Raw genomic sequence first — 26,495 nt, forward strand, 5'->3', positions numbered from 1 at the left:
GTATTTTTATATTTAAATTGAACTTAATAAACCGGCTTGAAGAAAATTATCCCCTTATTCTTTATTATTGGGCTCTATCCTTTTTTCGGGTATTGCCAGGATATTTTGCATTACGAAAAAATCGCTAACTCTAGCGAATCGGATGAGGAAAGGCTAGTAGCTTTAGATAGTTTATTAATCCGAACTTTTTCCTCTAACCCCAAAGCGTTTATAGAGTATAGTCTTCAATATATTGAACTTGCAGAATCAATGGACAGCATTGAAGATGCTGCCAGAAAAGCAATGAATTTACAACGTCCGCTAACCAATTTTGCTGGTGACCCAATGAAGGCCGTTGAAATAATCGAAAAAGTTCTAGAAAAAAAACACAAAATTAAGGACAGTCTATTGTTAGGAGGACTCTACCTTAAAAGAGGAAGAGCGCTCGCAAAAGGAAACCTAGAAAGGGCTATTGAAGACTATACTACTGCGTTGGTAAATTTTTCTAAACACGATACACTTAATAAAGCCGATGCTTATCTTTTTAGAGGGCAAGCCTATTCAAGCATGGGAAAATTTGTAAAAGCTAGTGAAAACTTTACTCAAGCTTATACGCGATATGAAGACAAAAAAGAATACGCCTACATGGTTTATGCGCAACAAGGCGTAATTAACATGTTTAGTATGAATGGTTTTTATGATAAAGCCAAGAAAGAACGGGACCTACTCATAAGCAAAATGAAATTACTTGAATTGGATTCATATTTAGCGGGCGAATATTACAATCAAGCAATTGATTATCGAAAAATGGGGGAGGGCGAACTTGAATTCAAATCACTGCTGAAAGCTGAAGAATTGTACGATAAAACTCCTTCGAATAAATCTACATTTCTAGGAATCCACGCCATGTTAATTGTTTACTACTGCGAGAACAATCAGTTTGTTGAGGCAAAACGACATTTGGATTTAATTGAAGCTTTAGACTACAACTTTTCGGGCGACATTGCATCCGAAATTAACTATCTAAGTGGAAAAGCAGCCTATCTAAAAGCTACAGGCGAATTAGAATCGGCGTTAACTTTGGCAAAAACAAAGCTCGAACTAGCCCGGCAACTAGGAATTGAAGATGAGATTATGGCGAGTCATAATTTGCTTTCAGACATTTATTTTTGTGCAGGCGATTTACTCGAAAGTATTGAAAGTTCTAAAGCCGCAGCAGAATTAAAAGATATTATCTACAATAAAAGTAACACCAATGCCTTGCTTTATTATCAAACTTTATATGAAGCTGAGAAGCGAGAAAAAGAACTAGTTAAAAAAAATGCAAGTATTAGTCTTTTAGAAAAAGATAATGAATCGTTTAAAAAGGCAGCTCTTTTTGGAGGGATTGCTATTCTCTTGTTTTTTGGAGTAATTTTATTATACAGAAACCAACTTCATTTAAAAGAAAACAAATTACTTCACGAGAAATTTAGTCAGGAATTGTTGGTTTTTCAAGAAAATGAAAGAAGACGAATTTCGAAGGATTTGCACGACGGAATTGGGCAGCAGTTACTTGTCATTAAAAATAGATTGATGCTTGCGGGAGATGAAGACACCAAGGATATGGTAAACCAAACGATTGAAGAAGTGAGAGGCATTTCGCGAGATTTATATCCGTTTCAACTTCAAGAATTGGGTATTACCAAAGCTATTGAATACACTTTAGATCAAATTGATGAGAATACTACGCTGTTTATTTCTTCTGAAATAGATAATATAGACAATATTTTTTCTAAAGAAGATGAAGTAAATATCTACAGAATCGTTCAGGAAAGCTTAAGTAACATTCTTAAACACGCCCAAGCTGGGGCGGGGAAAATATTGATTAAAAAATTAGAAAAAAATGTCATTATCTCTATAGAAGATAATGGTAGCGGTTTTGACTTTAGTGAGCGATATAAAAATTCAAAGTCCCTTGGTCTTAAAACGTTATTAGAGCGTACCAAAGTTTTAAATGGCCAAATGAAAGTCAATACTAAGAAAGATAGCGGTACTTTAATCGAATTTCAATTTCCGATATGACACACTTGATAAATCCCTCGATAATTATTGCAGACGACCATCCCCTTTTATTAAAAGGATTGCGAGATTTTTTAGTCGAAAAGGACTATAATTTAATTGGTAGTGGAAAAGATGGTCGTGAAGCTTATAACTTGATAGTTCACGAAAAACCAGACATTGCCATATTAGACATACAAATGCCTTATATGTCAGGAATTGAAATTGCTCAAAAATGTGCCAATCAAAATATCGAAACTAAAATTGTTTTAATAACCCTTCATAAAGAAAAAGAATTATACCAAAAGGCAAAAGAGTTAAATATATACGGATATATTTTAAAGGAATTTGCGCTGGAGGAAATTGAAACGTGCATTCAAACCGTAAAAACAGGCGAGCCTTTTTTTAGTGAAAAGCTTAAAGAATTAATAGGCGTAGTGTTTGTAGAAGATTCAGAACTTAATAAGCTTACTCCTTCAGAAAAAAAGATACTAAAATTAATCGCCCAAGATAAAACGAATAAGGAAATAGCTTCACATCTTTTTATTTCTTATCGTACGGTTGAAAAACACCGTTCAAACATCATTACAAAACTAGACCTTGAACCTAAAACAAACAGCCTGCTGATTTGGGCAAAAGAGCATCAAAGTAAATTGACTTAATGTTCGTAACCGTTTTTAGTTAGTATAAAATTACGTGTTACCACGTATTTTAAAGCTCACTTTTGAATCGCATCTTTACAATGTGAAAGATGTAATATCTTTTTGTAGTAAAGTTTTAAATGCATCAGGCTAAGATATTGTAAAACTTAAGTTTTAATGAGTCGAGTTGTCAACTAGCTGCACTCATTAAAATTGATAAAAAAAGTTAAGTTGTCTTAGAATGAGTTAGCCTAACTAACCAAAAAAATCCGGTCGATCGACCGGATTTTTTGTATTATAAAGACAATTCGTTATAGTTCTAACGCGCGTTTCACGTTATTATCCATCAATAGCTCTTCCGGATTTTCTAGTGCTTCTTTAACAGCAACTAAAAATCCTACAGACTCTTTTCCGTCAATTATTCTATGGTCGTAAGATAGTGCCACAAACATTATTGGGGCTACTACAATGCCCCCATCTCGTACTATTGGGCGCTCAACAATATTGTGCATTCCTAGAATGGCAGACTGTGGTGGGTTAATAATTGGTGTAGATAGCATACTTCCAAAAACACCTCCATTAGAAATGGTAAAGGTTCCTCCTGTCATTTCATCTACGGTTATTTGACCATCGCGTGCTCTAAGTGCTAATCTTTTTACTTCTTCTTCAACACCTCTAAAGCTTAAGTTTTCAGCATTTCTAATTACAGGAACCATCAAGCCTTTTGGCCCAGAAACGGCAATTGAAATATCCTTAAAGTCATAAGAAATCATATAATCTCCATCGATCATAGAATTCACGTCAGGGTACATTTCAAGGGCACGTACAACAGCTAACGTGAAGAACGACATAAAACCGAGACCAACGCCGTGTTTTTCTTTAAATTGCTCCTTGTACTTACTTCTTAATTCAAAAATAGGCGTCATGTCTACTTCGTTGAACGTAGTAAGCATTGCTGTTTCATTTTTAGCAGAAACCAAACGCTCTGCCACTTTACGACGCAACATCGACAATTTTTTTCTTTCACTACCTCTGTTTCCAGAGCTAGGAGATCCCATAGAAGGCACTGCATTTACGGCATCTTCTTTGGTAATTCGGCCATCGCGTCCGCTGCCTTTTACATCCTTGGACATGATGGACTTTTCTTGTAGAATTTTCTTAGCAGCAGGTGAAGCTGAACCTGTAGCGTATGTTTCGGCATCTTTCTTTTCAGCATCGGCTTTTGGCTTATCTTCAGCTTTTTTAGGCTCCTCTTTTTTAGGCGATTCAGCAGCTTCTTTTTTGGCTCCGTCTGGTTTTGCTGCGTCGGTATCAATTAAACATACAACGTCACCAACGGCAACTGCGTCACCTTCTTCAGCTTTTAGCGTTATTATTCCACTAGCTTCTGCTGGAAGTTCTAATGTAGCTTTATCGCTATCTATTTCAGCGATAGCTTGATCTTTTTCAACATAATCTCCATCAGAGACTAACCAAGCTGCTATTTCTACTTCAGTAATGGACTCTCCCGGAGAAGGGACTTTCATTTCTAATGCCATAGTATTTATTTTTTAACCTCAATGAATTGAAACACTGAAGACAATTTTATCTGTTTAATTCTTTAATAATTTATTATCCTTTTATTTACTTTGTTATTGACTTTAAGCGTAATGATGTTTAAAATTAATAAATATCAGAATACTTAATCCATACTCTTGTCAAAAACATTCTCAATAACTTTTGCATGTCGCGCTTTAGAGCGTACTGTACTTCCAGCTGCTGGAGCGGCATACATTTTTCTGCTGCAGATTCTAAAATCCTTAGCTTCTTCTAAATGCATCAACAAATATGAGTAAGCGCCCATGTTTTTAGGTTCTTCTTGAGCCCAAACAACATCATCGGCATTCTTGTATTTTTTCAGCATTTTGCGTATTTCGTCTTTCGGTAATGGAAATAATTGTTCCAACCTTATAAATGCAACGTCGTCGCGTTTTAACTCTTCGCGCTTTTCAATTAAATCGTAATAGAATTTACCCGAAACAAAAACCAATGTTTTAATTTTTGATGCTTTAGCTTTTGGATCATCTATAACCATTTGGAAACTTCCGTTGGCCATTTCTTCCTTGGTAGAAACCACTTTTGGATGGCGCAATAAGCTCTTAGGTGTAAATATAATTAAAGGCTTACGATAGTTTGTTTTTAGTTGTCTTCTTAAAATATGAAAAAGGTTGGCTGGAGTTGTAACATTAGCCACAAACATATTGTCGGTAGCACAAAGTTGAAGGTAGCGCTCCATTCTGGCTGAAGAGTGTTCTGCTCCTTGCCCTTCATAACCGTGCGGTAACAACATTACAAGACCATTCTGTAGTTTCCATTTATCTTCTGCAGCCGAAATATATTGGTCTATCATAATTTGGGCTCCATTGCTAAAGTCACCAAATTGCGCTTCCCAAATTGTTAGTGTGTTAGGGCTTGCCATTGCATAACCGTAATCGAAACCAACAACGCCATATTCAGAAAGTAATGAGTTGTAAATATAGAAATCGCCTTGATCGCCTTTCAATTCATTTAAAAGCACCACTTCTTCTTCACTGTCTTCTACCTTAATTACAGCGTGTCGGTGAGAGAATGTTCCTCTTTCAACATCTTGACCGCTCATTCGCACATCGTGGCCTTCCTTTAAAAGAGAACCATAGGCAAGGAGCTCGCCCATTGCCCAGTCTAACTTATTATCTTTAAAGTACATGGTGTGTCGTGCTTCTATAAGCCTGTTAATTTTGCTTAAGAACTTTTTCTCTTTTGGAAGTTTTGTAATTACTTCGGCTATTTCATCAAGCTTGTTAAGGTCTATTTTAGTGTCAACGGTCTCCATCATTGTTTCCGTTTTCACATATTCATAACCTTCCCATTCGTCTTGCATAAACGGAGTAACAGTGGTTTTATCTTCCTTTCTAGAATCTTCTAAATTTTCTTCTAATTTAGCCTTATACTCTTCTTCTAGTTGTTTTGTGTAATTTTCATCAATAACACCTTGCGCAACTAATTTTTTGCTATAAATATCGCGAGGATTGCTATGACGAGCTATTGCTTTATAAAGTTTTGGCTGTGTAAAGCGAGGTTCATCCCCTTCGTTATGACCATATTTTCTATAACCTAATAAATCTATAAAAACATCCCGCCCAAAAGTCATTCTAAAGTCTAATGCAAAAAGCATTGCGTGTACTACTGCTTCTACATCATCTGCATTTACGTGAAGAATTGGCGAAAAAGTTACTTTTCCCACGTCTGTACAGTAAATTGACGATCGTGCGTCTAAGTAATTCGTGGTGAAACCAATTTGGTTGTTTACCACAATATGGATTGTACCTCCAGTTTTATAACCGTCTAGTTGTGCCATTTGCACAATTTCATAAACCAAACCTTGACCAGCTATTGCAGCATCACCGTGAACTATTATTGGTAGTACCTTACTTGGTTCTTCTTTATGATGATCGTCTTGTTTCGCTCTTGTAATTCCTTGAACTACAGCTCCAACAGTTTCCAAGTGCGATGGGTTTGGTGCAATATTCAAGTTAATTTCTTTTCCCGAATCGGTCTTTCGTTTTGAAGTCCAACCTAGGTGATACTTTACGTCGCCATCAAAAATATCTAGGGCATAGTCCTTGCCGTCAAATTCACTAAAAATATCTTTAGCGCTTTTTCCGAATATATTGGTTAGGGTGCTTAACCTTCCTCGGTGCGCCATTCCCATAACAAATTCTTCGACGCCTTTCTCAGCAGCATTTTCAATAAGTGAGTCTAATGCAGGAATTAAACTTTCGCCACCTTCTAACGAAAAACGTTTTTGCCCAACATATTTTGTGTGCAAAAATGTTTCAAAAGAAACAGCTTCGTTTAACTTTTTAAGAATGTGCTTTTTTTGCTGAGACGAAAAATCAGGTTGATTGTCGTTTGCATTCAATTTAGTTTGAATCCACTCTATTTCTTCTGGATTTCGGATAAACATATATTCAATCCCGATAGAATCGCAGTAGATTTTTTCGAGATGCCTAATAATTTCTTCTAAAGTAGTTTCGCCAAGGCCAATAATTTCACCTGCTCTAAACTTAGCTTTTAAATCGTCTTGTGTTAGTCCGAAATTTTCTAGTGCTAAAGTGGGGGAGTATTGTCGGCGTTCACGAACCGGATTTGTTTTTGTGAAAAAGTGCCCACGTGTACGATATCCGTCTATTAGGCGAATTACTTGAAACTCCTTGATTACATCCGAACAAATAGCCCCCAAGTCATACTCTTGTGGTTGTGTTGAAGACTCGGTAGGAGCAAAAAACTCTTGGCTTCCAGCTTCAGATCCGAAGTCGTAACCTTGGAAAAATGCTCTCCAGCTTGGCTCAATACTATCTGGGTATTGTAAATATTTTTCGTAAAGTTCTGCGATGTATGAAGGATGAACCGCGTTTAGGAATGAGAATTTATCCATGTTTGATATACAAATGAGACTTATTTAATAAAACGGTACAAAAGTACAATAATTACCTTAAATACTGGGATGGATAACATATATTTATGTTTTGTAAACCTTAAAGTATTCACAATGGAAAAGACTGTATTTAGGAGTCTTGGCAAATTTTTTATAGCGCTATTGTTTTTATTGACAGTACATGTAGCTTCGAGTCAAAATGATGCCTATAAACCTAGATCTCCAGTTCGTTTGGGTGGGGGGATTGGACTTAGTTTTGGAAGTGGTTATTTCAGCGGAACATTGGCTCCAAGTGCTATTTATCAATTCAACGATCAATTTGCAATGGGCGTAGGGCTAAGTGGAACATATAGCAGTTTAAAAAACAGATATAAATCAACTATCGTGGGTGGAAGTGTGCTTGCGCTTTATAATGTAATTCCCGAAATTCAACTTTCTGCAGAGTTCGAAGAATTAAGCGTATCTAGAAAGTATGACTTTGATGGTTTAAATTCTACAGAGCACTATTGGTACCCTGGATTGTTTTTTGGAGTAGGGTTTCACAGTGGCAATGTTGCCATTGGCATTCGTTACGACGTACTTTATGATAAGGAAAAGAGTATTTACGCAGATGCTTATGTACCTTTTGTGAGAGTTTATTTCTAAACGTCGCGTTCCATTAGTTTTTTACCAAATTGGCGAAGTAGTTCCTTTTTATCTTCAGAAATATTTACTTCGTATAATACCGAATAAGCGAGATTGCTATATTTTTCAATTTCTAAACGGGTGTCTTCCGCTGTTTTTGAAGCTATAAAAATCTCTCTTACGGTTTTAATCTTGTCGGCAGGATCTGTAGGATTTATGCTAAAAAGATGTGTGAGTTCTTCAGCTTGTGACGGAGTACTTCTTTTTTCGGCCATTAAGTATAAGAAGGTTTTTTTGTTCGAAATAATATCGCCACCAACTTGTTTTCCGAAGGTTTCAGGGTTTCCAAAAACATCGAGATAGTCGTCTTGAAGTTGGAATGCAATGCCCAGGTTTTTTCCAAACTCATACATGGTTTCTTTGTCTTTTTTAGATGCATTTGCTACAATAGCCCCCATTTGCATAGCTGCACCCAGTAAAACGGCAGTTTTTTGCTCAATCATTTTAAGATACTCAGAAATTTGAACCGAATCTCGGGTTTCAAAATCTATATCTAGTTGCTGCCCCTCACAAACCTGAAGAGCGGTCTCGCTAAAAAGTTCAGCGAGTTCTTTAAATATGGCGGGTTCATATTCTTCAAAAAAGCGATATGCTAAAATCAACATGGCATCGCCAGAGAGAATACCTGTGTTTACATCCCATTTTTCGTGAACGGTTTGTTTTCCTCGTCGCAATGGCGAATCGTCCATAATATCATCGTGGATTAGAGAGAAATTATGAAATAATTCTACAGCAAGCGCAGCTGGAATTGCTTTGTTAAAATCGGTATCAAAAAAGTCGCAGACCAATAAAGTTAATGCGGGTCTAACTCGTTTTCCGCCTATAGACAAAATATATTTTATAGGGTCGTAAAGCTGTTTCGGTTCATCTTTGCTCACAGCTTTTTCTAAATGTTGTGCAAGAACCGTATTGTATTTTTTTAAAACTTCCATCACAAAAAATTTCGGCTAAAGTAAAACAAGCGTAGTTAAAGTCCACATATTAATATGCTAAAAAGCGTGCAATGTTAATCCAGCGTTAAAAAAACGAAAACCTAGGAAACTATTTTTGTTTCAACAGTTTCCGCGACGTATCTTCGCGCCGTCTTATGAAGCAAAAAATAATAGAAAAAGCAACAGCACTTTTTTTAAAACTTGGTTTTAAGAGTGTTACCATGGATGATATTGCCGATGAAATGGCTATTTCTAAAAAAACAATTTATATTCACTTTATAAATAAGGAAGCTTTAATACGGCAATGCACTTTTGCGTTAAAAGACCATATCTTGAGCGGAATAGATGCCATTTGTTCGCGACAACAAAACCCAATTGATGAGCTTTTTGAAATTAAAAAATTTGTGATGAATCAACTAGACGATGATCAATTTTCATCGCATTATCAGCTCGAAAAATATTATCCTGAAATAAGCAAAGCTTTGCATCAAGATCAGTTTGACAAAATGGTGGAATGCACAAAGCGCAATTTGGTCAATGGCATTAAACAAGGTTTATATAGAAAAAACCTAAACCCCGATTTTATTGCACGTCTCTATTTTGTGGGAATTATAGGGACTAAAGATCAGAAGCTGTTTCCTGTAAATAAGTATTCGGCAAAATATATAACAGATGAATATTTAGAATACCATCTGCGCGGCATCGTTACAACAAAGGGTGCCTTAAGTCTCAATAGATTTATAAATGAAAATCGAATAGATGAAGAATAAATTATTAATTTTCAGTCTCTTGCTTGTTTCCTTCTTAGGTTTTTCACAGGAAAATGAAACGCTCACCTTTACCTTGGAAGAAGCAATTACTTTCGCCTTAGATAGTAGTTATGTTTCTATGAATGCACGACGCGATATAGCCAAAGCCCTGAAGCAAAAATGGGAAACTACAGCTACGGGTTTACCTCAAATAGATGGAAGTGTATCGTATAACAACAATTTAAAGCAGCCTGTAACCCTTATTCCAGGCGAGTTGGGGGGTGGAGAGCCAGGAACATTTATGCCGCTCACCTTCGGAACAAAACAAAATGCCAATGTTGTGGCCACCTTAAATCAGCTTATTTTTGATGGAAGTTATTTAGTGGGCTTAAAAGCAGCAAAAGCATTTTTAGGTTTTTCTGAAAACGCCAATGAAAAAACCCGGTTGGAAGTTCGAAAAGGAGTAATCAATGCCTACGGAAGTGTGCTTTTAACCCAAGAACTCGTAGCTATTTTTGAAAAGAATAAAACAAATCTTGAAAAGAACTTAACCGAAATCAGGGCTATTTTTGAAAATGGACTTACCGAAGAAGAAAGTGTAGAGCAGCTTGAAATTACCCTTTTAGATATTGAAATACAGCTGAGCAATGTTCGAAGAAGTCAATCTATCGCCAAGCAAATGTTCAATCTTGCTTTAGGTATCGACGTTGAAACACAAGTTATTTTAACTGATGACTTAGACGAATTAACCAACCAAAACATCAGTCTATCATTAATGGAGGCGCCGTTAAATATCGAGGACAATGTCGATTTTAAAATAGCTAGTAATTTGGTGGAGCAAAGATTCTTAGAAATGCAATTGCAGAAAAGCAAATCGCTTCCTCGTCTTTCGGCTTTTATAAATTATGGAACTTCAGCCAATAATGAAGATTTTACTTTCTTTAATGGCGACCAAAAATGGTATCAATCATCGGTTTTGGGAATTAATTTAACTGTTCCAATTTTTAGCAGCGGATTGCGAAGTGCGGCCACGCAACGCCACAAAATAGCATTAGACCAAGCAAAAACAGATTTTGAACAAACTAGACAGCAGATTAAATTGGATTTGGCAAGTGCAAAAAGCAACTATCAATTTGCCATAGATAATTATGAAAACTCAAAGAAAAACCTAGCCTTGGCAGAACGAATTGAAAACAAGAATCAAGTAAAATTTACCGAAGGCCTTGCCGACAGTTTTGATTTACGACAAGCGCAAATTCAATTATACACAACACAGCAACAGTACTTTCAAGCAATGTTGAATGTAATTAATGAAAAAGCGAATTTGGAAACAGTGCTAAACACCCCGCAATTGCGAATGAAATATCAAGAAATTAAGGGTGAATATTGAAGAAAAACGCTTAAAAGTTGAGGGGTTTAAGTGTTTATAAGATTGTGTGGAAAGGGAAAACAAGTTTAAGGGTTGAGGGGTTTAAGTGTTTATTTGGAAGGACGATCACATAAACTTTCACCTTTTCAACAACGACTATTAAACCCAAAAGCATAGAAACCCATAAACCTTTTCAACAACAACTATTAAACCTATAAACATATAAACTTTTTCAACAACAGCTAATAAACTATTAAACCTATAAACTTTCATTTCCCAACAAAACACCAATGAAAAAAACAATCTTACTTCTAATAACGCTTGTAACCATTATTTCCTGCAGTGGCGATAAAAAATCTGTCGATGCTATTATCGAGTCTGGAGACCTTGCTGCGATTAAGGAAAAGCGCACAGAACTGAACCAACAACAACGAGATTTGAAAAGTGATTTAGATAAACTCAACGAGTATATCGATTCGCATGAAAAAGAAGAACAACCCGTTTTAATTACTGCGGAAGTCATTACAGACACCATTTTTAAACACTTTGTTGAAGTGCAAGGAAATGTAGAAACAGATCAAAACGTAGTGCTAAAAGCAGAGTATTCTGGAGTTTTAACCGATATTTATGTAAAAAATGGACAGAGGGTTTCTAAAGGACAACGTCTTGCAAAAATCGACGACGGCGGACTTTCAAGTCAGGTAGCACAACAGGAAGTACAAATGGCTTTGGCAAAAACCACTTTTGAACGCCAAGAACGTTTGTGGGAACAAAAAATAGGTTCTGAAATTCAATATTTGCAAGCAAAGTCTAATTATGACGCAGCTAAAAATGCAAACCAACAATTGCGAACACAACTTGCCAAAACAATAATTACAGCTCCGTTTAGTGGAGTGGTCGATGATGTTATTTCCGATCCCGGACAAGTAGTTTCAATGGGACAGAGCGATATAATACGATTGGTGAATTTAAGTAATATGTACGTGAAGGCTTCGATCCCGGAAACCTACCTTAAAAATGTAAATGAAGGCACAATGGTAATTGTAAACCTTGCTTCAATCAATGAAGAATTTACAGGAAAAGTACGCCAAGTGAGTAACTATATTAATCCGAACAACAGAAGTTTCGAGATTGAAATTGAAATTCCGAATAAAGACGGACTTGTAAAACCAAATATGATTGCTACAGTAAAAGTGAACGACTATCAAGCCGAAAATGCCATAACCGTTCCTGAAAATGTATTGCAAGAAAACTCACAAGGAGAAACAATTGCATTTATTTACAAACCGATTAATGACTCAATTGGAGAGGCAAAACGTATTATTATTGAAACCGGATTATCTTATTCCAACCATACAGAAGTAAAGTCGGGTATCAAAAAAGGAGACACCATTATTAAAGAAGGAGCTAAAACCCTTCGTGATGGCCAAAGAGTAATCATTAAAAACTAAGAAACTTTTGCACCATGAGCAAAAATCCGTATAAAGAATTTAGTATTTCATCTTGGGCCATAGACAACAAAATGACGGTCTACGTTATTGTGTCTATCATACTGTTTTTGGGCGCTTTTGCCTACTACAGTATGCCGCGAGAGGCGTTCCCAGAAATTATAGAAACCAAGATATATGTAAGCTCCATAAACCCAGGAAACTCAGCCGAAGACGTGGAGAAGTTTATCACGGAACCTTTGGAAGAAGAATTTAGGAGCGTGGCTGGTGTAAAGGAAATAACCTCTACCACCTTACAGGATTATTCTACTATAATCGTTGAGTTTGAAGAAACTGTTGAAATTCCCGTCGCTAAACAGTTAATCAAAGACAAGGTAGATCAGGTAAAAGCCGAAACAACGTGGCCGGTTCTTACCAATGGTGCCAAAGTGGAGCCTAATGTTTTTGAATTGAATTTTTCTGAAGAATTCCCAATTCTGAATATTAATCTAACGGGAGATTACCCAATTCAACGATTAAAAGATTACGCCAAACACCTTCAAGACAAAATTGAACTTCTTCCTGAAATTAAGGAAGCGACCATCCGTGGAGTTGAAGACAAAGAGGTTGAGGTTGCTGTAGATCTATACAAAATGTCGGCATCACAAGTAAGTTTTGACGACATAATAAATGCAATAAAAGGTGAAAACGTTACCATTTCTGGTGGAAATATCATTACATACGGAGTTCAGAAAAACATTCGTATTACAGGAGAAATTCAAGATCCGAAAGAACTGGAAAAAGTGGTTGTTAAAAGAGATGACGGAATTATTTTCTTAAAAGACATTGCCGACATCAAATTTCAAGAAAAAGACCCCACAACCTATGCCCGCGAATACGGACAGCCCGTAGTGATGCTCGATATTAAAAAACGAGCGGGAAAAAATATGATTGAGGCCGTGGAGCAAATCAAAACCATTGTCGCTGAAGAACAAAAAAACTTTCTTCCGCAAGGTTTAGACGTTACCCTCACAAACGACCAATCCATCAAAACCGAAAATCAGGTAAACGACTTGGTTAACAACATCATTTTCGGAGTAATCTTGGTGGTTCTCGTATTGATGTTTTTCCTCGGATTTAGAAACGCCCTCTTTGTTGGATTTGCAATTCCGCTCTCCATGTTAATGTCGCTTTCCATCCTTTCTGCTATGGGTTTCACTTTGAATACTATGGTGCTTTTCGGATTGGTCATGGGGCTTGGAATGCTAGTAGATAACGGAATTGTGGTTGTTGAAAACGTATATAGCTTAATGAGCCAAGGAATGTCTCGTCGAAAAGCCGCAAAACAAGGAATGGGTGAAATTTCGTGGCCTATTATTGCTTCAACAGCAACAACCTTAGCAGCCTTCTTCCCATTAGGACTTTGGCCTGGAACCATCGGGAAGTTTATGGTGTATTTCCCAATTACGCTTTCAGTAGTGCTTTCATCTTCACTCTTTGTGGCTTTAATAGTGAATTCGATGCTTACATCAGAATTTATGAAAGTGGAAGAAGAAGCATTCACCAAAAGAAAACTTATTCGTTGGAGCTTAATTTTACTCGGAGTAGGAGCGTTGCTTTTGGTAGCCGGTTTTATAATGGACATTGCCGCTTTCCGTGGATTTGGAAACTTGGCTATTCTAACAGCACTTTTGTTGTGGCTTTATAAATATGTACTGGCGGGAGCTGTTGAATATTTTCAGTATAAATCGCTTAAAAAACTAGAAAATATCTATGAAAACACCCTAAAATTCGCACTTCGTGGCAAGAAGGCTTATGTTTTTCTTTTCGGAACCATTGCGATTTTAATAGTATCATTTGTTTTAGTTGGAATCGTTCAGCCTAAAGTGCTCTTCTTTCCTGAAAATCAGCCCAATCAAATTATTACGTATATTGAATATCCTCAGGGAACAGATATAGCCAAAACCAACGAACTTACTAAACAAGTAGAACAGCGTATCTACAACGCTATTTCAAAATATGACGATAACGGCTATAATTTTATGGTCGAAAGTGCTATTTCGCAAGTTGGACAAGGCGCAGGAAACCCAATGACCGATGGTGGCCAAAGCAACGAAATGCCTCAAAAAGGAAAAGTAACGCTTTCCATGCGAGATTTCCAACTGCGACGCGGAATAAAAAGTAGTGATGTACTCGATGAGGTGCGAGAGGCAGTAAAAGGTTTTCCCGGAGCTTCCATCATAGTTGAAAAAGACGCTGCTGGTCCGCCAGTTGGTTATCCTATAAACCTAGAATTACGGGGCGATGATTATGATGAAATGCTTCGTACTGCTGAAAACCTTCGAACCTTTATTGAAACCTCGGGCATTGCAGGTATTGAAGAACTCAAAATCGACGTTAATAAAAACAAACCTGAAATGAACATTAGCGTAGACCGTGAAAAAGCTGGGCAAGTGGGAATTTCATCAGGACAAATTGGGCAAACGCTTCGACGTGCCATTTTTGGAGAAGAAGCATCTACCTATAAAGAAGACGATGACGATTATGAAATTAACGTAAGGTTAGCACCCGAATATCGTTATAATGAAAGTGTGCTTTTCAACCAACCAATTACTTTTAGAAACAATCAAGGAAAAATTGTACAGGTTCCTATTTCATCTGTTATTTCCAAAAAAAATACGGCGTCTTTTAGTTCTATTAAAAGAAAAGATCTTAAACGAACAATTACGCTCTATTCAAATGTTTTAGGAGGTTATAACGGAACCCAAATTGTAAATGATCTTAAAGCCGAGCTTCAAAATTACGACTTACCACGCGGTATTACTTTGGCCTTTACAGGAGAACAAGAAAAGCAAGACGATAATATGGGCTTCTTGGTATTAGCATTGTTCTTTGCACTTGGTGGAATTTTATTGATTTTGGTAGCACAGTTTAATTCACTTTCAAAACCTGTAATAATTCTTTCTTCGGTAGTGCTCAGCTTGGCGGGCGTATTCTTGGGAATGATTGCCTTCCAAATGGATTTCGTTATAATAATGACGATGATGGGAATTATTTCGCTTGCAGGAATTGTGGTAAACAACGCTATTGTTCTAATAGATTATACCCAAATTCTGATAGATCGTAAAAAGTACGAATTAGGGATGGATGCAGAAGATATGCTTGTAAAACGTCAATATTTCGACTTAATAGTCGCCGGTGGAAAATCACGTTTGCGCCCTGTATTGCTTACGGCTATAACAACAGTTCTCGGACTTATACCTTTAGCTATCGGACTTAACATAGACTTCTTTGGGTTATTCACAGATTACAGTCCAAATATTTACATTGGTGGAGACAACGTAATTTTCTGGGGACCCTTAGCTTGGACAGTTATCTTCGGATTGATATTCGCAACATTCCTAACACTCGTTGTGGTTCCTGTGATGTTCTATTTGGTCAATCGAGCGAAACTGAAAGTTAGAAAAAGACGCAGAATGAAGGAGATCCAAAAACTGAAAGCTCAAGAGAGTAGCGTCGTAAAATAATCATTTCTAGATTTATTCATCACCCTTCGCAATTATCCATTAACAAGCTAATAGCAACTCCAGAAATCGAGTACCCTTTAATTTAAAGTATGATTACAGCATCTTTATAGCGTGTTTATAGCGTATTTGTAGCATATTTATAGCGTGTTTATAGCGTGTTTATAGCGTATATTAAACGTATTACATTCATATATCATACATTCAACCTTCTTTTTATATAGCGTAAAAGAAGAAGTTTTTAGAATACGCTTTGCTATGGTAAACAAGAAGCATAAATTGTCATAGTACACACTGTTTTAAAACTCACTTATATCAGGGTGAGCCCAGTCGAACCCGCATAGTTCGGAGGAGCAAAAAACATGTAATTTTTTCAATTTAGGGAAGCTACAATCTTTGAATAAACACAACAACTGTTCTTGATCCCTAATTAAGCTGTTAATGGTTTGCTTGTATTGTTCTTGACACAGCTCAAGCTAATCTAATTATTTTAAAGCCGCTTAGGGTTTTCCGAAGCGGCTTTTTCATTCCCGATAAGTCTTAAAAAACAACACCCCGAACTTTCGAACGGGGTGTTTGATTTTATTGCAATTAGTGAATTTTTACTCAAAAAGCCATCTGTATATATCATTTCCGTTGGCAAATAGTACCAAGGCAATTAAAATAAAGAATCCAACCATTTGAGCGTATTCCATAAACTTATCGCCAGGCTTACGACCACTTACAATTTCGTAAAGCAAGAACATTACGTGACCTCCATCTAAAGCAGGAATTGGAAGAATGTTCATGAACGCCAGAATGATAGATATCAACGCTGTAGTGGCCCAAAAACTTTGCCAGTCCCATACAGGTGGAAAAAGATTTCCGATGGCGCCAAAGCCTCCTACTTGAGTCGCGCCCTTTTTGGTAAATACATATTTAAACTGGGCTATATAATCTCTTAATGTGTAATATCCGTAGCTAAACCCACCAGTGATACTTTCTCCAAGTGTATAGGTAATTTCAGTTTTTCCTAATTGAGAAATAATGTCTTTCCCAAGCGAATTTACACCAATTAGACCTTCTTCGTTAGGCGTAACCTTAATGGTGTCTTGTTGGCTTCCTCTTAAAAATACAATGGTATTTTCATCTTCTTTATTCATTAATTTTTGAAATTCATCATAATACTGAATAGACTGACCGTTCACGGAAGTAATAACATCCCCGTTTTTCAAACCTGCAGCTGCGGCAGGATGATCTTGTAAAACGGTGTCGATAACAGCAGAACGACGAGGCTCAAAAGCGTGCATTGTTCCATTTTGAAACATTTTCGATCCAGCATCTTCGGGCACTTGAATGGTTTCAATAGTTCCATCGGCATGCTTGACTTCTACATTGGAAACATCTCTAAGAAAAATGAATTTATTGATGTCTAGTACGTTTTCTAACGGTTCACCATTTACTTTTAAAACCTGATCGCCATTTCTAAAGCCGTATTCTTCAAATTGTTCGGTAATTGCAAAACCTTGTGGTAGGTCTTCATTGGTGGTAATGTTTTTTCCGTAGACATATAGAATTCCCATATATATTACGAAACCAACGATAATATTTACCGTAACGCCACCGAGCATAATAATAAGTCGTTGCCAAGCAGGTTTACTTCTAAACTCCCAAGGTTGTGGCGGTCCAGCCATTTGCTCTTGATCCATGCTTTCATCGATCATACCGGCAATTTTAATATAACCACCTAAAGGAAGCCAACCAATTCCGTAAACGGTTTCGCCGATTTTCTTTTTGAAAAGTGAGAATTTTACATCAAAAAATAGATAGAATTTTTCAACTCTAGTTTTAAATAATTTGGCAGGGATAAAATGCCCCAATTCGTGAAGTACAATTAATAACGATAAACTTAAAAGAAGCTGAATAGCCTTAACAGCAAATGGACTCATATGTTGTTTCTAAAAAAATTAGCGCACAAAAGTAATCTTTTCGGCTCGGCAAAAAAAATAAGCAACACACAAGCCGCTTATTTATAATTCAATTTTCTTAAATGGAAATATGTCAGCTAAATTGGGAACTAACACACATTTTGAAGTTATTTCATAGCGATTTTATGATGTAGTAACGCTATTCCTTTACAATACTTTTGTTAATTACACCTTCCGAAGTCTCTAATTGAATAAAAAGCACACCATTTGTAAACGTAGATAAATCTAGGTTTTCAGAAAATTCTTGCGAACTTATTAACTGCCCCAAAGCATTATAAATTTTAATTTGATCTACCTGTACTGCATTTGGTTTTTGAATGTTAAGTATGTCAGAAGTTGGGTTTGGATACAATACAATTTCATTTTCCAGATTTATATCTGATGTTCCTAATACAACATTGTTATTTCGTGAAATAAGGTCGAATTCAGGATCAAATTGGACGCTCTGAACCATAAAATTCACCGATGGCTGGAATGTTTGATTATTGACGGTATTTTCCAATATAATATCGAGGGTTTCTCCTTGGCTTCCTTTCAATCGTAAGGGTACAGGGGCTTCAAAAAAGGAAACAGACGAATGACTTTGCGTTTGGGAAATCTTTACATTCACACTGCCACTATTGGCTTGATTCCAGGTAACAGTATAACTTGGATAGCCTTGACCATAAATCCAATCATTAATAAATTCAGTTAAATCTTCTCCACTTACAGCTTCCATATTTCGTTTTAGATCTTCAGTTTTAGCATATCCAAAGGTCAACGCAGGATCGTTTAGATAGTTTGTTGCGCCTTGAAAAAAATTAGCATCTCCTAGTTTTTTTCGAAGCATATGTACTACCATAGAAGCTTTGTTATACGAAAGCCTTCCGCTAAAAACCCTGCCTACAGAGATGGTGTCTTGGGCAGGAACATATACAGAACCATCGGGGTAATCGGTTGCTGAATATATCTGTCCTATTTTCCAATTTCTAAATTCGTCATTACCATCTAGGTTTTCATAGACCATTCCTGCCATATACGTTGCGAAACCTTCATTAAGCCATATATCTTGCCAACTGCCACAAGTTACCTTGTTGCCAAACCATTGATGGCCTAATTCGTGTGCAATTAATCCGCGACTCAAGTTTCCCATAAAAGAAACCGTAGTGTGCTCCATTCCGCCGCCCCAACCCATTTGGGCGTGACCGTATTTTTCATCGGCATACGGATAGGGTTCAAACTTGTCGGCAAACAGATTCATAATATCTACCGTAACCGGTGTATTTTGTTGTGCATACGCAAGGTCTTCTGGATAAACATAGTTAACAATTTCGAATGGGTTTCCGTTGTTTTCTACAGTCTCTGAATACACGGAGTAATTGGTAACCGCAATTGCCATTAAATATGCTGGAATAGGATGTCCGTGATGAAAATGTGTTGTTTTAGTATCGCCTTGAATTGTCTGACTTATTTCCAAACCATTCGCAACGGCTACATATTCTTCATTTGAAGGGTTAAAACGAGGGGTGGTAATATGGAAATCTACAGAATCAACCTTATCGATTAAATCTTGCTTGCATGGCCACCAAGCCTTTGCTCCATAAGGTTCGGAAAGTGTCCATAAAATAGGATCGCCGTTATGAGTATTTACTTCAAAAGAACCAAATCCAGAACTAACGGGATTTCCAGAATAACTAATACTTAACGAATCTAACACTCCTTGTTGCTGCACTTGTGGCAAAGTAATTACTACTTCATCGTCGCTGTTTTGGGTAAATGGAAGGGATACTCCTCTTTGTTTAACTTCCGAAACGGTCATATTGTTAACTAACTCGAAAACAACAGTGGCAATAGATTCTTTTGCTTCAAAGTGAGATGTTACAGTTCCTGAAATATATGCTTGTGTTGGATCTACGTTCAGCGCTAACCTATGGTATTTTAAATCGTAGTTATTTGTATTCATATTTCGAGCACCTATAAAATGATTCGACGCCGATTTAGCTTCAGCTTCGCTTATGTGCTTAATATCAGAATTTTGAGAGAATAGAGCTAGAGAAGAAAATAAAAGAGATAACGATAGAAATAATTTCATCAGATTAGTTGTTTTTAAAATTTCAAAATGCACATCCTAATGATATTCTCTTGTTTCAGTATCGAAATATAATTTTAAGATGTCGCGCCTAGGGGGTTTTGATGTTAAATGTATCGATTTTGAAAATATTAGGGACTATTTTTGCCTACGAATATGTCGATTTGATTTAAAATTTAACAGCATGCTTTCTTTCTTCAAGAAATATAAATTCTTCGCAATTGTAATGTTTTTCCTTTCTGCCATTATCATTACGGCGATTTACCAAGTAATGGATCCTAAAAAGAGCTTAAAGGTTTTTCAGCCCGCAGAGGTTTCTTCAGAATTGGTCGATACTACCCTTCAATACGTGAAAAAATACCACACTATTGCCGATTTTTCTTTGATTAATCAAAATGGAAAAACGGTAACCCAAGACGATTACAAAGACAAAATTTATGTAGCCGATTTCTTCTTTACCACTTGCCAAACTATTTGTCCAATTATGACGGATCATATGGCTCAAATTCAGAAATCATTAGCCGATGATGCTAGTATTCTCTTGCTTTCACACACTGTAACTCCTGAAATAGATAGCGTACCGCAACTTAAAAAATATGCTATTGAAAAAGGTGTGAATGATGCAAAATGGAATTTGGTCACTGGCGATAGAAAAGAAATATACGATCTTGCCAGAAAATCTTATTTGGTTGCTAAAGACAATCCTTATGAAGAATTCGATTTAATTCATACCGAAAATTTCGTTTTAGTGGATAAAAAGAAACGCATCCGTGGGTTTTATGACGGAACAGACCCTGAAGCCATTGAAACTTTATTAGAAGACATCGAAATATTGAAGCAAGAGGAATAATTTTCTCTTTTTGGCAATAACCACTTGAGATTATTTTCTGAAATTGTATGGAGAACGCTTAGAGGGCGTTGGAAATCTTAATCTTTCTAGAAGTTTGAATTCTGTATAACAATTCTAGATTCCACCTTCTTCATTTTAAATTAAAACACTTACTTTTGCCTTGTTTAAACTCAATCTAAATAAAGACAAGTGATTACTATTGCTTCTTTAAAAATTGGTCAGAAGGGCATTATCAAAGAATTTTCTTTGGATGCCGTGCCTTTAAAGTTATTGGAAATGGGCTGTTTACCGGGCAATGAAGTAAGATTGGTGCAAATAGCTCCTTTTAAAGATCCTTTGTATTTAGACATCAACGGCAGTCATCTTGCAATTCGTTTGGAAACAGCCAGAAAAATTGAAATTGAATTATTATAATTTTTAAAAAACCCGCTAACTACTAAGCGGAGCCAAAGTATGGCCAAACACATTAACGTTGCGCTTCTTGGAAATCCCAATACTGGTAAAACCTCTGTTTTTAATCGTTTAACAGGTTTAAATCAAAAGGTTGGAAATTATCCAGGCATTACGGTAGAAAAAAAGCAAGGCACATGCAAATTCGGACGTGCTTGTACAGTCCACATTCTAGATCTACCCGGCACCTATAGCCTAAATGCATCTTCGCTGGACGAAAATGTGGTTATTGAATTACTTCTCAACAAAAACGATAAAGATTTCCCAGATGTTGCTGTTGTTGTGGCCGATGTGGAAAACTTGAAACGAAATTTATTGCTTTTCACCCAAATTAAGGACTTGGGAATTCCGACAATTCTAGCCATAAACATGGCAGACAGAATGGATAGAAAAGCAATTACGTTGGATGTTCCACTTCTCGAGAAAAAGCTAAATACCAAAATTGCGCTAATCAGTTCTAGAAAAAACACAGGGTTCGATTATCTTAAAAAACTGATTGAAAACTATAACCAGCTTCCTACGAAACCTTGTTTAAACGCTTCGAACATAGCTCCAGAATACTTCGACCGATTGCGAAAAGCGTTTCCAAATCAAGACCTTTATAAATTGTGGTTGGTTATTACTCAAGACGTCAACTTTGGAAAACTTAACAGAAACGAACTAAAGGGAATTGCAACATTCCAGACAGAATCTGCTAGTAATTTAAAGCGGATGCAACAGCGTGAAACCATAGTTCGCTATCAATATATTAACGAAACGCTCAAGGAAACACTTCATATAGACACTGCAAATGCAAAAGATTTACGAAGTCGTTTAGATCGGGTGTTGACACATAAAGTCTGGGGTTATGTTATTTTCTTCGGCATCCTACTATTGATTTTTCAGGCTATATTCGATTGGAGCGAATACCCAATGGATTTTATTGATCGCTCGTTCGCTTCCTTAGGCGAGTGGACTAAAAACACCCTTCCTGCCGGCGAGTTTACCAATTTAATTGCGGAAGGAATTATTCCCGGAATTGGTGGAATCGTCATTTTTATTCCTCAAATAGCGTTTTTATTTCTGTTTATTTCCATTTTGGAGGAAACCGGATATATGAGCCGCGTAGTATTCTTGATGGATAAATTAATGCGAAGATTTGGTCTTAGCGGTAAAAGTGTTGTCCCGTTGGTAGCAGGAACGGCTTGTGCTATTCCGGCAATTATGGCCACCCGTAATATTGAAAATTGGAAGGAACGCCTAATTACCATTTTGGTTACGCCATTCACTACCTGTGCGGCTCGCTTACCGGTATATCTAATTATTATAGCCTTGGTAATCCCTGACACTCGTATCTTAGGAATTTTTAGCTTGCAGGCGCTTACCTTGATGTTTATGTACATTCTCGGGTTTGGAGCAGCGATTTTCTCAGCTTGGATCTTGGATAAAATCCTGAAGATTAAAACCAAAAGTTTCTTTGTGGTCGAAATGCCGAATTATAAACTTCCGCTTCCAAAAAACGTGCTGATTACAGTGGTTGAAAAAACCAAAGCATTTGTGATTGGAGCAGGAAAAATAATCCTTGCCATTTCGATTATCCTTTGGGTTTTGGCATCGTACGGGCCAGGGAAATTTAATGATGCCGAGACCATTGTAAAAACCGAATTCGCTTCTCAAAACCTTTCGCCCGAAGAACTTGAACATCATATAGATTCGTTTAAACTTGAACATTCCTATATTGGCAGAATTGGTCACGCCATCGAACCCGCAGTGCGTCCTTTAGGCTACGATTGGAAAATAGGAATTGCGCTTGTAAGTTCCTTCGCAGCAAGGGAAGTATTTGTAGGTACATTAGCCACAATTTACAGCGTTGGTAGTGACGACGAACAAACTATTAAAAGTAGAATGGCAGCAGAGGTAAACCCAGTGTTAGGCGGTCCGTTGTTTAACTTTGCGAGTGGCATTTCGTTGTTGTTGTTTTATGCTTTCGCAATGCAATGTATGAGTACCCTTGCTATTGTAAGAAAAGAAACCAATAGCTGGAAGTGGCCGATGTGGCAATTGGGTGTAATGACCGCGATTGCTTATGTTTTATCCCTAGCAGCGTATCAATTTTTGAAATAAGACTTATTTAACCCAACGGATTTGAAGTAGAACGGATTGAGGGTCAGAAGCTTTTTAATTATCTTTATAGCATGCAAACAATACTAGTTTTAATAACATTTTCGCTCGCTGTTGGCTTTATGCTGAAAAAATTCGTGTGGAACCCTATTTTTGAAAACCGTAAACCGAGTGGGAAAAAAGGAGGTAATTCAAACTGTGGTAGCTGTAATTTGCACTAATTTGCTATTTCTTTTCGTTTACTAACCAGTAACACATAACTTGTGCCTTCTGAGTTTTCTACCGTTGGATATGGGTTTAACGTTATGCCATTAATTGAATACTTACTTGAACTATAAATTGTAGTATTCTTTTTTTCTCCGGGTCTTAGCTCACCGAAAATAACGGTTTCTTCGTTTGTTCTGCCATCGGCAGTAACTTCCACTTTTATAATTGCGCGCCCTGCCCAAATACAACTTACACCTTCTGGACAACGAGAATCTTCCAATACTTCTAGAAACTTAATAGAAACACCTTCAAGAACAATCGACTCATTTAACGGAATTTTCACTGCAATTACTGGTGGATTTGCTTTTTCGTTCTGTCCAAAAGCGAAACTTGAAAATAGTATAAGGATTGATAAAAGTGAATATTTCATAGTAAATGGTTTTTTCATTTTTTAAAGATACGTTAAAAATAAAACCTCATAGGTCTCAAAAACCTGAGAGTTCTATTGAGAACCAAAGTAAAGTTTTCTCAAAAAAGAGCGTTTTCAAAGATAGCAAACAGATTAAACCCCTATCCTCGGAACAGGAAAAAATCATCTTTCATCGAATCGATTTTCTCGTGCTTATTCTCAATTATATATGCCAACGATTTTTCAGTAAATGTTAATCCTTTCTCCGTTAAGAACACAATGTCATTTTCAATTTCAACTAGATTGTTTTTGAGTGCAAGATTCAGTACTTTTTGTGCTTTTGCTTCTTGCCAATCTATATGTTCCCGCAAGTGATTAATGTGCCGTTCCCTTTTTTCGTCGTGCCGGTTTAAATGCAGAAGAAAGGTAATTAAAGAAACTTCTATCTGTTGTTGCTTTTGACGATAAAGCACAGAAATAAGACCTTTTTTTGGCGCGAATAAATACACTATCAGAAAAATTATCCCTAACGTTGTTGCTATCGATCCCGAAATAGAAGCATCCAACCAATTGGCAAACCAATATCCCGAAATGGCCGCAAGCACTCCGAAAAAAATAGAAAGTACAATCATTCTTTTTAAATCTTCGGTTAAAAGATATGCGGTTGCGGCCGGTGCAATCATTAGTGCGACAACTAATATTGCTCCAACAGCATCAAAAGCACCAACAACAGTTATAGAAGAAACAGACATCAACCCATAATGAATCACGACGGGCGATATCCCTAATGAAGCCGAAAGACCAGCGTCAAAAGTGCTTACTTTCAATTCCTTGAAAAAGAGTAGCAACAGACTTATAATCACTATCAAAATACTTCCCATTATCCATAACGATTTTGGACCCCAATCTGTTCCATCAATCATCATGCTGTCGAAAGGTGCAAAGGCAAGTTCTCCAAGTAAAACAGCGTCTACATCCAAATGAACATCGCCTGCATTCTTGGAAATCATAATGACCCCAATACTAAAAAGTGCGGGAAACACAAGACCAATGGCTGTGTCTTCCTTTACCAAACCAGTTTTTTGAATATATTCAACTAATACCACCGTTAAAACCCCGACAAACGCAGCAAAAAGAATAAGTAATGGCGAATTCAAATCCTGAGTGATGAAAAACCCAATTACAATTCCAGGAAGAATAGAATGACTGATGGCATCGCTAATCAATGCCATTTTGCGCAATACCAGAAACACGCCCGGAATAGCACAAGCCATCGCTACAACAGCAGCTATAATCTGTATTTCTATCTGTGGACTACTCATTGTTCATATGTTGATTATACATTTCGGCTGCCGTATCGAATCCTTTTTGAGTCAATGCCCAGTCGGGTCCATCAAGTGTTATCAAGTCCTCATTTTCTAGTTTTTTGAGCGAACCCTTTGTGTATCCTTGAAAATTGTTGAGAATACGAATAGCATGCGGATGCGAAATGTTTTCGTGATCGCGTGCAATATCATACATAAACTGAAGTGTTTTCATCAGTTCTAAGTCTTTTCTATTATTTCTAAAACGGATTTCTCTAAATAACAACCCTCTTCCAGGGGCGAATATTAATGAGAACAAAACAAAAACGCTTGCCACCAAAACAATTACCGGTCCTGTTGAAAGATTGTCTTGACTCGCACTGATTGCAGTGCCAAAAATACCGGACAGTGCTCCAACCAATCCTGCCAATAAAACCATGGTGCTCAAACTATTTGTCCATTGTCTCGCAGCTGCGGCAGGGGCGAGGAGAATTGCGCTCATAAGCACAACACCCACAGTTTGCAATCCAAGAACAATAGCAAGAACAATAAAAAATGTAACTAATACATCTATAAACTTTGTGTTGAAGCCAATCGTTTTGGTATAGTCTGGATCGAAGAGTAGGATTTTAAATTCCTTCCAAAAAAGAAGAAGTACAACCAACGATACTGCAGTAACAATGACCATCAATTTTACATCACTTTCGACCAAAGTTGCAGCTTGTCCAAAAAGATATTTATCCAATCCAGCCTGATTGGCGTTGGGTTGTTTCTGAATAAACGTCAATAGCAACATTCCAAAACCAAAAAAAGTGGAAAGGATAAGTCCTAGGGCTGTGTCACTTTTTAAATGGGTTTTGGAAGTTATTCCACGAATCCAATACGTTCCAATTAAACCACTTACCAATGCCCCCAAGAGTAGTGTTGCTGAATCTTTCGCTCCGGTGATTATAAACGCCAACGCAATTCCCGGGAGTGCGGCATGCGAAATGGCATCGCCCAACAGACTCTCCTTCCGCAACACGGCAAAACTTCCTAACATGCCACATATTGCCCCAAGAACCGCTGTTCCCAAAGTTATGGTGCGCAAGGTGTAATCGTGCCAGAGAAGATTGAAATATTCAGTCATAATAGTTGGTAGTCTTTAGACGGTAGACGGTAGATGGTTGCGATATAATTATTTCTTTATAGGTATATTTTTCATCCTACAAGGTTTCCAAAACCTTGTAGGTCTATTTTTTTAGTGCTAAAACTTTGGTGCTGTAATCATCATACTTCATAATTAGGTCTATAGTTTCAAAAAATAAAGGAGATTTCAGTCGTTTCATTAATACCTACA

The 26,495-nt window shown here is 37.0% G+C and carries 18 protein-coding genes; 10 read left to right on the forward strand and 8 right to left on the reverse strand.

What is annotated here, in order from left to right; genetic code table 11:
- Positions 1-36: 36 nt before the first annotated feature.
- The gene (locus tag BLW28_RS02535; protein WP_073214928.1) at positions 37-2,043 is read left to right on the forward strand and encodes a tetratricopeptide repeat-containing sensor histidine kinase; all 2,007 of its coding nucleotides are present in this window, start codon (positions 37-39) and stop codon (positions 2,041-2,043) included.
- Positions 2,040-2,681 carry a response regulator gene (locus BLW28_RS02540; RefSeq protein WP_073214931.1) on the forward strand — a complete coding sequence of 214 codons (642 nt, stop codon included), beginning with the start codon at positions 2,040-2,042 and terminating at the stop codon, positions 2,679-2,681. Before BLW28_RS02535 ends, BLW28_RS02540 begins: the two co-directional genes overlap by 4 nt.
- Before the next feature lie 290 nt (positions 2,682-2,971).
- Here the strand turns inward: BLW28_RS02540 and odhB are convergent, their stop codons facing one another.
- Positions 2,972-4,198, reverse strand: a complete 1,227-nt coding sequence (odhB, locus tag BLW28_RS02545; protein ID WP_073214935.1) for a 2-oxoglutarate dehydrogenase complex dihydrolipoyllysine-residue succinyltransferase — start codon at positions 4,196-4,198, stop codon at positions 2,972-2,974.
- A gap of 143 nt (positions 4,199-4,341) precedes the next feature.
- The gene (locus BLW28_RS02550) at positions 4,342-7,116 is read right to left on the reverse strand and encodes a 2-oxoglutarate dehydrogenase E1 component (RefSeq protein WP_073214939.1); all 2,775 of its coding nucleotides are present in this window, start codon (positions 7,114-7,116) and stop codon (positions 4,342-4,344) included.
- Positions 7,117-7,230: 114 nt separating this feature from the next.
- Between BLW28_RS02550 and BLW28_RS02555 the strand changes: the two genes are divergently transcribed.
- A complete protein-coding gene (locus tag BLW28_RS02555; protein ID WP_073214942.1) occupies positions 7,231-7,761 on the forward strand; it encodes an alpha-ketoglutarate decarboxylase in 531 nt (176 codons plus the stop codon).
- Here the strand turns inward: BLW28_RS02555 and BLW28_RS02560 are convergent.
- The gene (locus BLW28_RS02560; RefSeq protein ID WP_073214945.1) at positions 7,758-8,732 is read right to left on the reverse strand and encodes a polyprenyl synthetase family protein; all 975 of its coding nucleotides are present in this window, start codon (positions 8,730-8,732) and stop codon (positions 7,758-7,760) included. The two genes, BLW28_RS02555 and BLW28_RS02560, sit on opposite strands and share 4 nt — an antisense overlap.
- 155 nt (positions 8,733-8,887) lie before the next feature.
- On the opposite strand from BLW28_RS02560, the gene BLW28_RS02565 reads away from it, so the two are divergent.
- The 4 genes from BLW28_RS02565 to BLW28_RS02580 all read left to right on the forward strand — a co-directional run bounded on the left by BLW28_RS02565 (position 8,888) and on the right by BLW28_RS02580 (position 15,804).
- On the forward strand, positions 8,888-9,502 hold the full coding sequence (locus BLW28_RS02565; protein WP_073214949.1) for a TetR/AcrR family transcriptional regulator: 615 nt from the start codon (positions 8,888-8,890) through the stop codon (positions 9,500-9,502).
- Positions 9,492-10,871: a TolC family protein gene (locus BLW28_RS02570; protein WP_073214952.1), complete on the forward strand. Its 1,380-nt coding sequence runs from the start codon at positions 9,492-9,494 to the stop codon at positions 10,869-10,871. Before BLW28_RS02565 ends, BLW28_RS02570 begins: the two co-directional genes overlap by 11 nt.
- 269 nt (positions 10,872-11,140) lie before the next feature.
- The gene (locus BLW28_RS02575; protein ID WP_073214955.1) at positions 11,141-12,301 is read left to right on the forward strand and encodes an efflux RND transporter periplasmic adaptor subunit; all 1,161 of its coding nucleotides are present in this window, start codon (positions 11,141-11,143) and stop codon (positions 12,299-12,301) included.
- 14 nt (positions 12,302-12,315) lie between these two features.
- Entirely contained in the window at positions 12,316-15,804 is a 3,489-nt protein-coding gene (locus tag BLW28_RS02580) for an efflux RND transporter permease subunit (protein WP_073214958.1), read from the forward strand.
- Positions 15,805-16,403: 599 nt separating this feature from the next.
- Here the strand turns inward: BLW28_RS02580 and rseP are convergent.
- Both rseP and BLW28_RS02590 read right to left on the reverse strand, forming a co-directional pair.
- Positions 16,404-17,729: an RIP metalloprotease RseP gene (gene rseP / locus BLW28_RS02585; RefSeq protein ID WP_073214961.1), complete on the reverse strand. Its 1,326-nt coding sequence runs from the start codon at positions 17,727-17,729 to the stop codon at positions 16,404-16,406.
- A gap of 178 nt (positions 17,730-17,907) precedes the next feature.
- On the reverse strand, positions 17,908-19,839 hold the full coding sequence (locus tag BLW28_RS02590; RefSeq protein WP_073214964.1) for a M1 family metallopeptidase: 1,932 nt from the start codon (positions 19,837-19,839) through the stop codon (positions 17,908-17,910).
- A gap of 181 nt (positions 19,840-20,020) precedes the next feature.
- Between BLW28_RS02590 and BLW28_RS02595 the strand changes: the two genes are divergently transcribed.
- The 3 genes from BLW28_RS02595 (at position 20,021) to feoB (ending at position 23,239) form a co-directional block, all read left to right on the forward strand.
- Positions 20,021-20,686 (forward strand): SCO family protein, encoded by a 666-nt coding sequence (locus BLW28_RS02595; RefSeq protein WP_073214979.1) that lies wholly within the window; start codon positions 20,021-20,023, stop codon positions 20,684-20,686.
- A 189-nt stretch (positions 20,687-20,875) separates the two neighbouring features.
- Positions 20,876-21,100, forward strand: a complete 225-nt coding sequence (locus BLW28_RS02600) for a FeoA family protein (RefSeq protein ID WP_073214982.1) — start codon at positions 20,876-20,878, stop codon at positions 21,098-21,100.
- A gap of 39 nt (positions 21,101-21,139) precedes the next feature.
- The gene (feoB, locus tag BLW28_RS02605; protein WP_073214985.1) at positions 21,140-23,239 is read left to right on the forward strand and encodes a ferrous iron transport protein B; all 2,100 of its coding nucleotides are present in this window, start codon (positions 21,140-21,142) and stop codon (positions 23,237-23,239) included.
- A 214-nt stretch (positions 23,240-23,453) separates the two neighbouring features.
- On the opposite strand, the gene BLW28_RS02610 is transcribed toward feoB, so the two are convergent.
- The 3 genes from BLW28_RS02610 to BLW28_RS02620 all read right to left on the reverse strand — a co-directional run bounded on the left by BLW28_RS02610 (position 23,454) and on the right by BLW28_RS02620 (position 26,285).
- The gene (locus BLW28_RS02610) at positions 23,454-23,891 is read right to left on the reverse strand and encodes a hypothetical protein (RefSeq protein ID WP_073214988.1); all 438 of its coding nucleotides are present in this window, start codon (positions 23,889-23,891) and stop codon (positions 23,454-23,456) included.
- Positions 23,892-24,013: 122 nt separating this feature from the next.
- Positions 24,014-25,174: a metal ABC transporter permease gene (locus BLW28_RS02615; protein ID WP_073214991.1), complete on the reverse strand. Its 1,161-nt coding sequence runs from the start codon at positions 25,172-25,174 to the stop codon at positions 24,014-24,016.
- Positions 25,167-26,285 carry a metal ABC transporter permease gene (locus BLW28_RS02620; protein WP_073214995.1) on the reverse strand — a complete coding sequence of 373 codons (1,119 nt, stop codon included), beginning with the start codon at positions 26,283-26,285 and terminating at the stop codon, positions 25,167-25,169. Before BLW28_RS02620 ends, BLW28_RS02615 begins: the two co-directional genes overlap by 8 nt.
- Between the last annotated feature and the right edge of the window lie 210 nt (positions 26,286-26,495).

Origin of the sequence: Aequorivita viscosa (genome assembly GCF_900106795.1) — a bacterium.
Taxonomy (GTDB): Bacteria; Bacteroidota; Bacteroidia; order Flavobacteriales; family Flavobacteriaceae; genus Aequorivita; species Aequorivita viscosa.

Excerpts from the sequence above, each read along its gene's own strand:
- BLW28_RS02540 (WP_073214931.1), top strand. The coding sequence starts at position 2,040 with ATGACACACTTGATAAATCCCTCGATAATTATTGCAGACGACCATCCC.
- odhB (WP_073214935.1), bottom strand. The coding sequence starts at position 4,198 with ATGGCATTAGAAATGAAAGTCCCTTCTCCGGGAGAGTCCATTACTGAA.
- BLW28_RS02550 (WP_073214939.1), bottom strand. The coding sequence starts at position 7,116 with ATGGATAAATTCTCATTCCTAAACGCGGTTCATCCTTCATACATCGCA.
- BLW28_RS02555 (WP_073214942.1), top strand. The coding sequence starts at position 7,231 with ATGGAAAAGACTGTATTTAGGAGTCTTGGCAAATTTTTTATAGCGCTA.
- BLW28_RS02560 (WP_073214945.1), bottom strand. The coding sequence starts at position 8,732 with ATGGAAGTTTTAAAAAAATACAATACGGTTCTTGCACAACATTTAGAA.
- BLW28_RS02565 (WP_073214949.1), top strand. The coding sequence starts at position 8,888 with ATGAAGCAAAAAATAATAGAAAAAGCAACAGCACTTTTTTTAAAACTT.
- BLW28_RS02570 (WP_073214952.1), top strand. The coding sequence starts at position 9,492 with ATGAAGAATAAATTATTAATTTTCAGTCTCTTGCTTGTTTCCTTCTTA.
- BLW28_RS02575 (WP_073214955.1), top strand. The coding sequence starts at position 11,141 with ATGAAAAAAACAATCTTACTTCTAATAACGCTTGTAACCATTATTTCC.
- BLW28_RS02580 (WP_073214958.1), top strand. The coding sequence starts at position 12,316 with ATGAGCAAAAATCCGTATAAAGAATTTAGTATTTCATCTTGGGCCATA.
- rseP (WP_073214961.1), bottom strand. The coding sequence starts at position 17,729 with ATGAGTCCATTTGCTGTTAAGGCTATTCAGCTTCTTTTAAGTTTATCG.
- BLW28_RS02590 (WP_073214964.1), bottom strand. The coding sequence starts at position 19,839 with ATGAAATTATTTCTATCGTTATCTCTTTTATTTTCTTCTCTAGCTCTA.
- BLW28_RS02595 (WP_073214979.1), top strand. The coding sequence starts at position 20,021 with ATGCTTTCTTTCTTCAAGAAATATAAATTCTTCGCAATTGTAATGTTT.
- feoB (WP_073214985.1), top strand. The coding sequence starts at position 21,140 with ATGGCCAAACACATTAACGTTGCGCTTCTTGGAAATCCCAATACTGGT.
- BLW28_RS02610 (WP_073214988.1), bottom strand. The coding sequence starts at position 23,891 with ATGAAAAAACCATTTACTATGAAATATTCACTTTTATCAATCCTTATA.
- BLW28_RS02615 (WP_073214991.1), bottom strand. The coding sequence starts at position 25,174 with ATGAGTAGTCCACAGATAGAAATACAGATTATAGCTGCTGTTGTAGCG.
- BLW28_RS02620 (WP_073214995.1), bottom strand. The coding sequence starts at position 26,285 with ATGACTGAATATTTCAATCTTCTCTGGCACGATTACACCTTGCGCACC.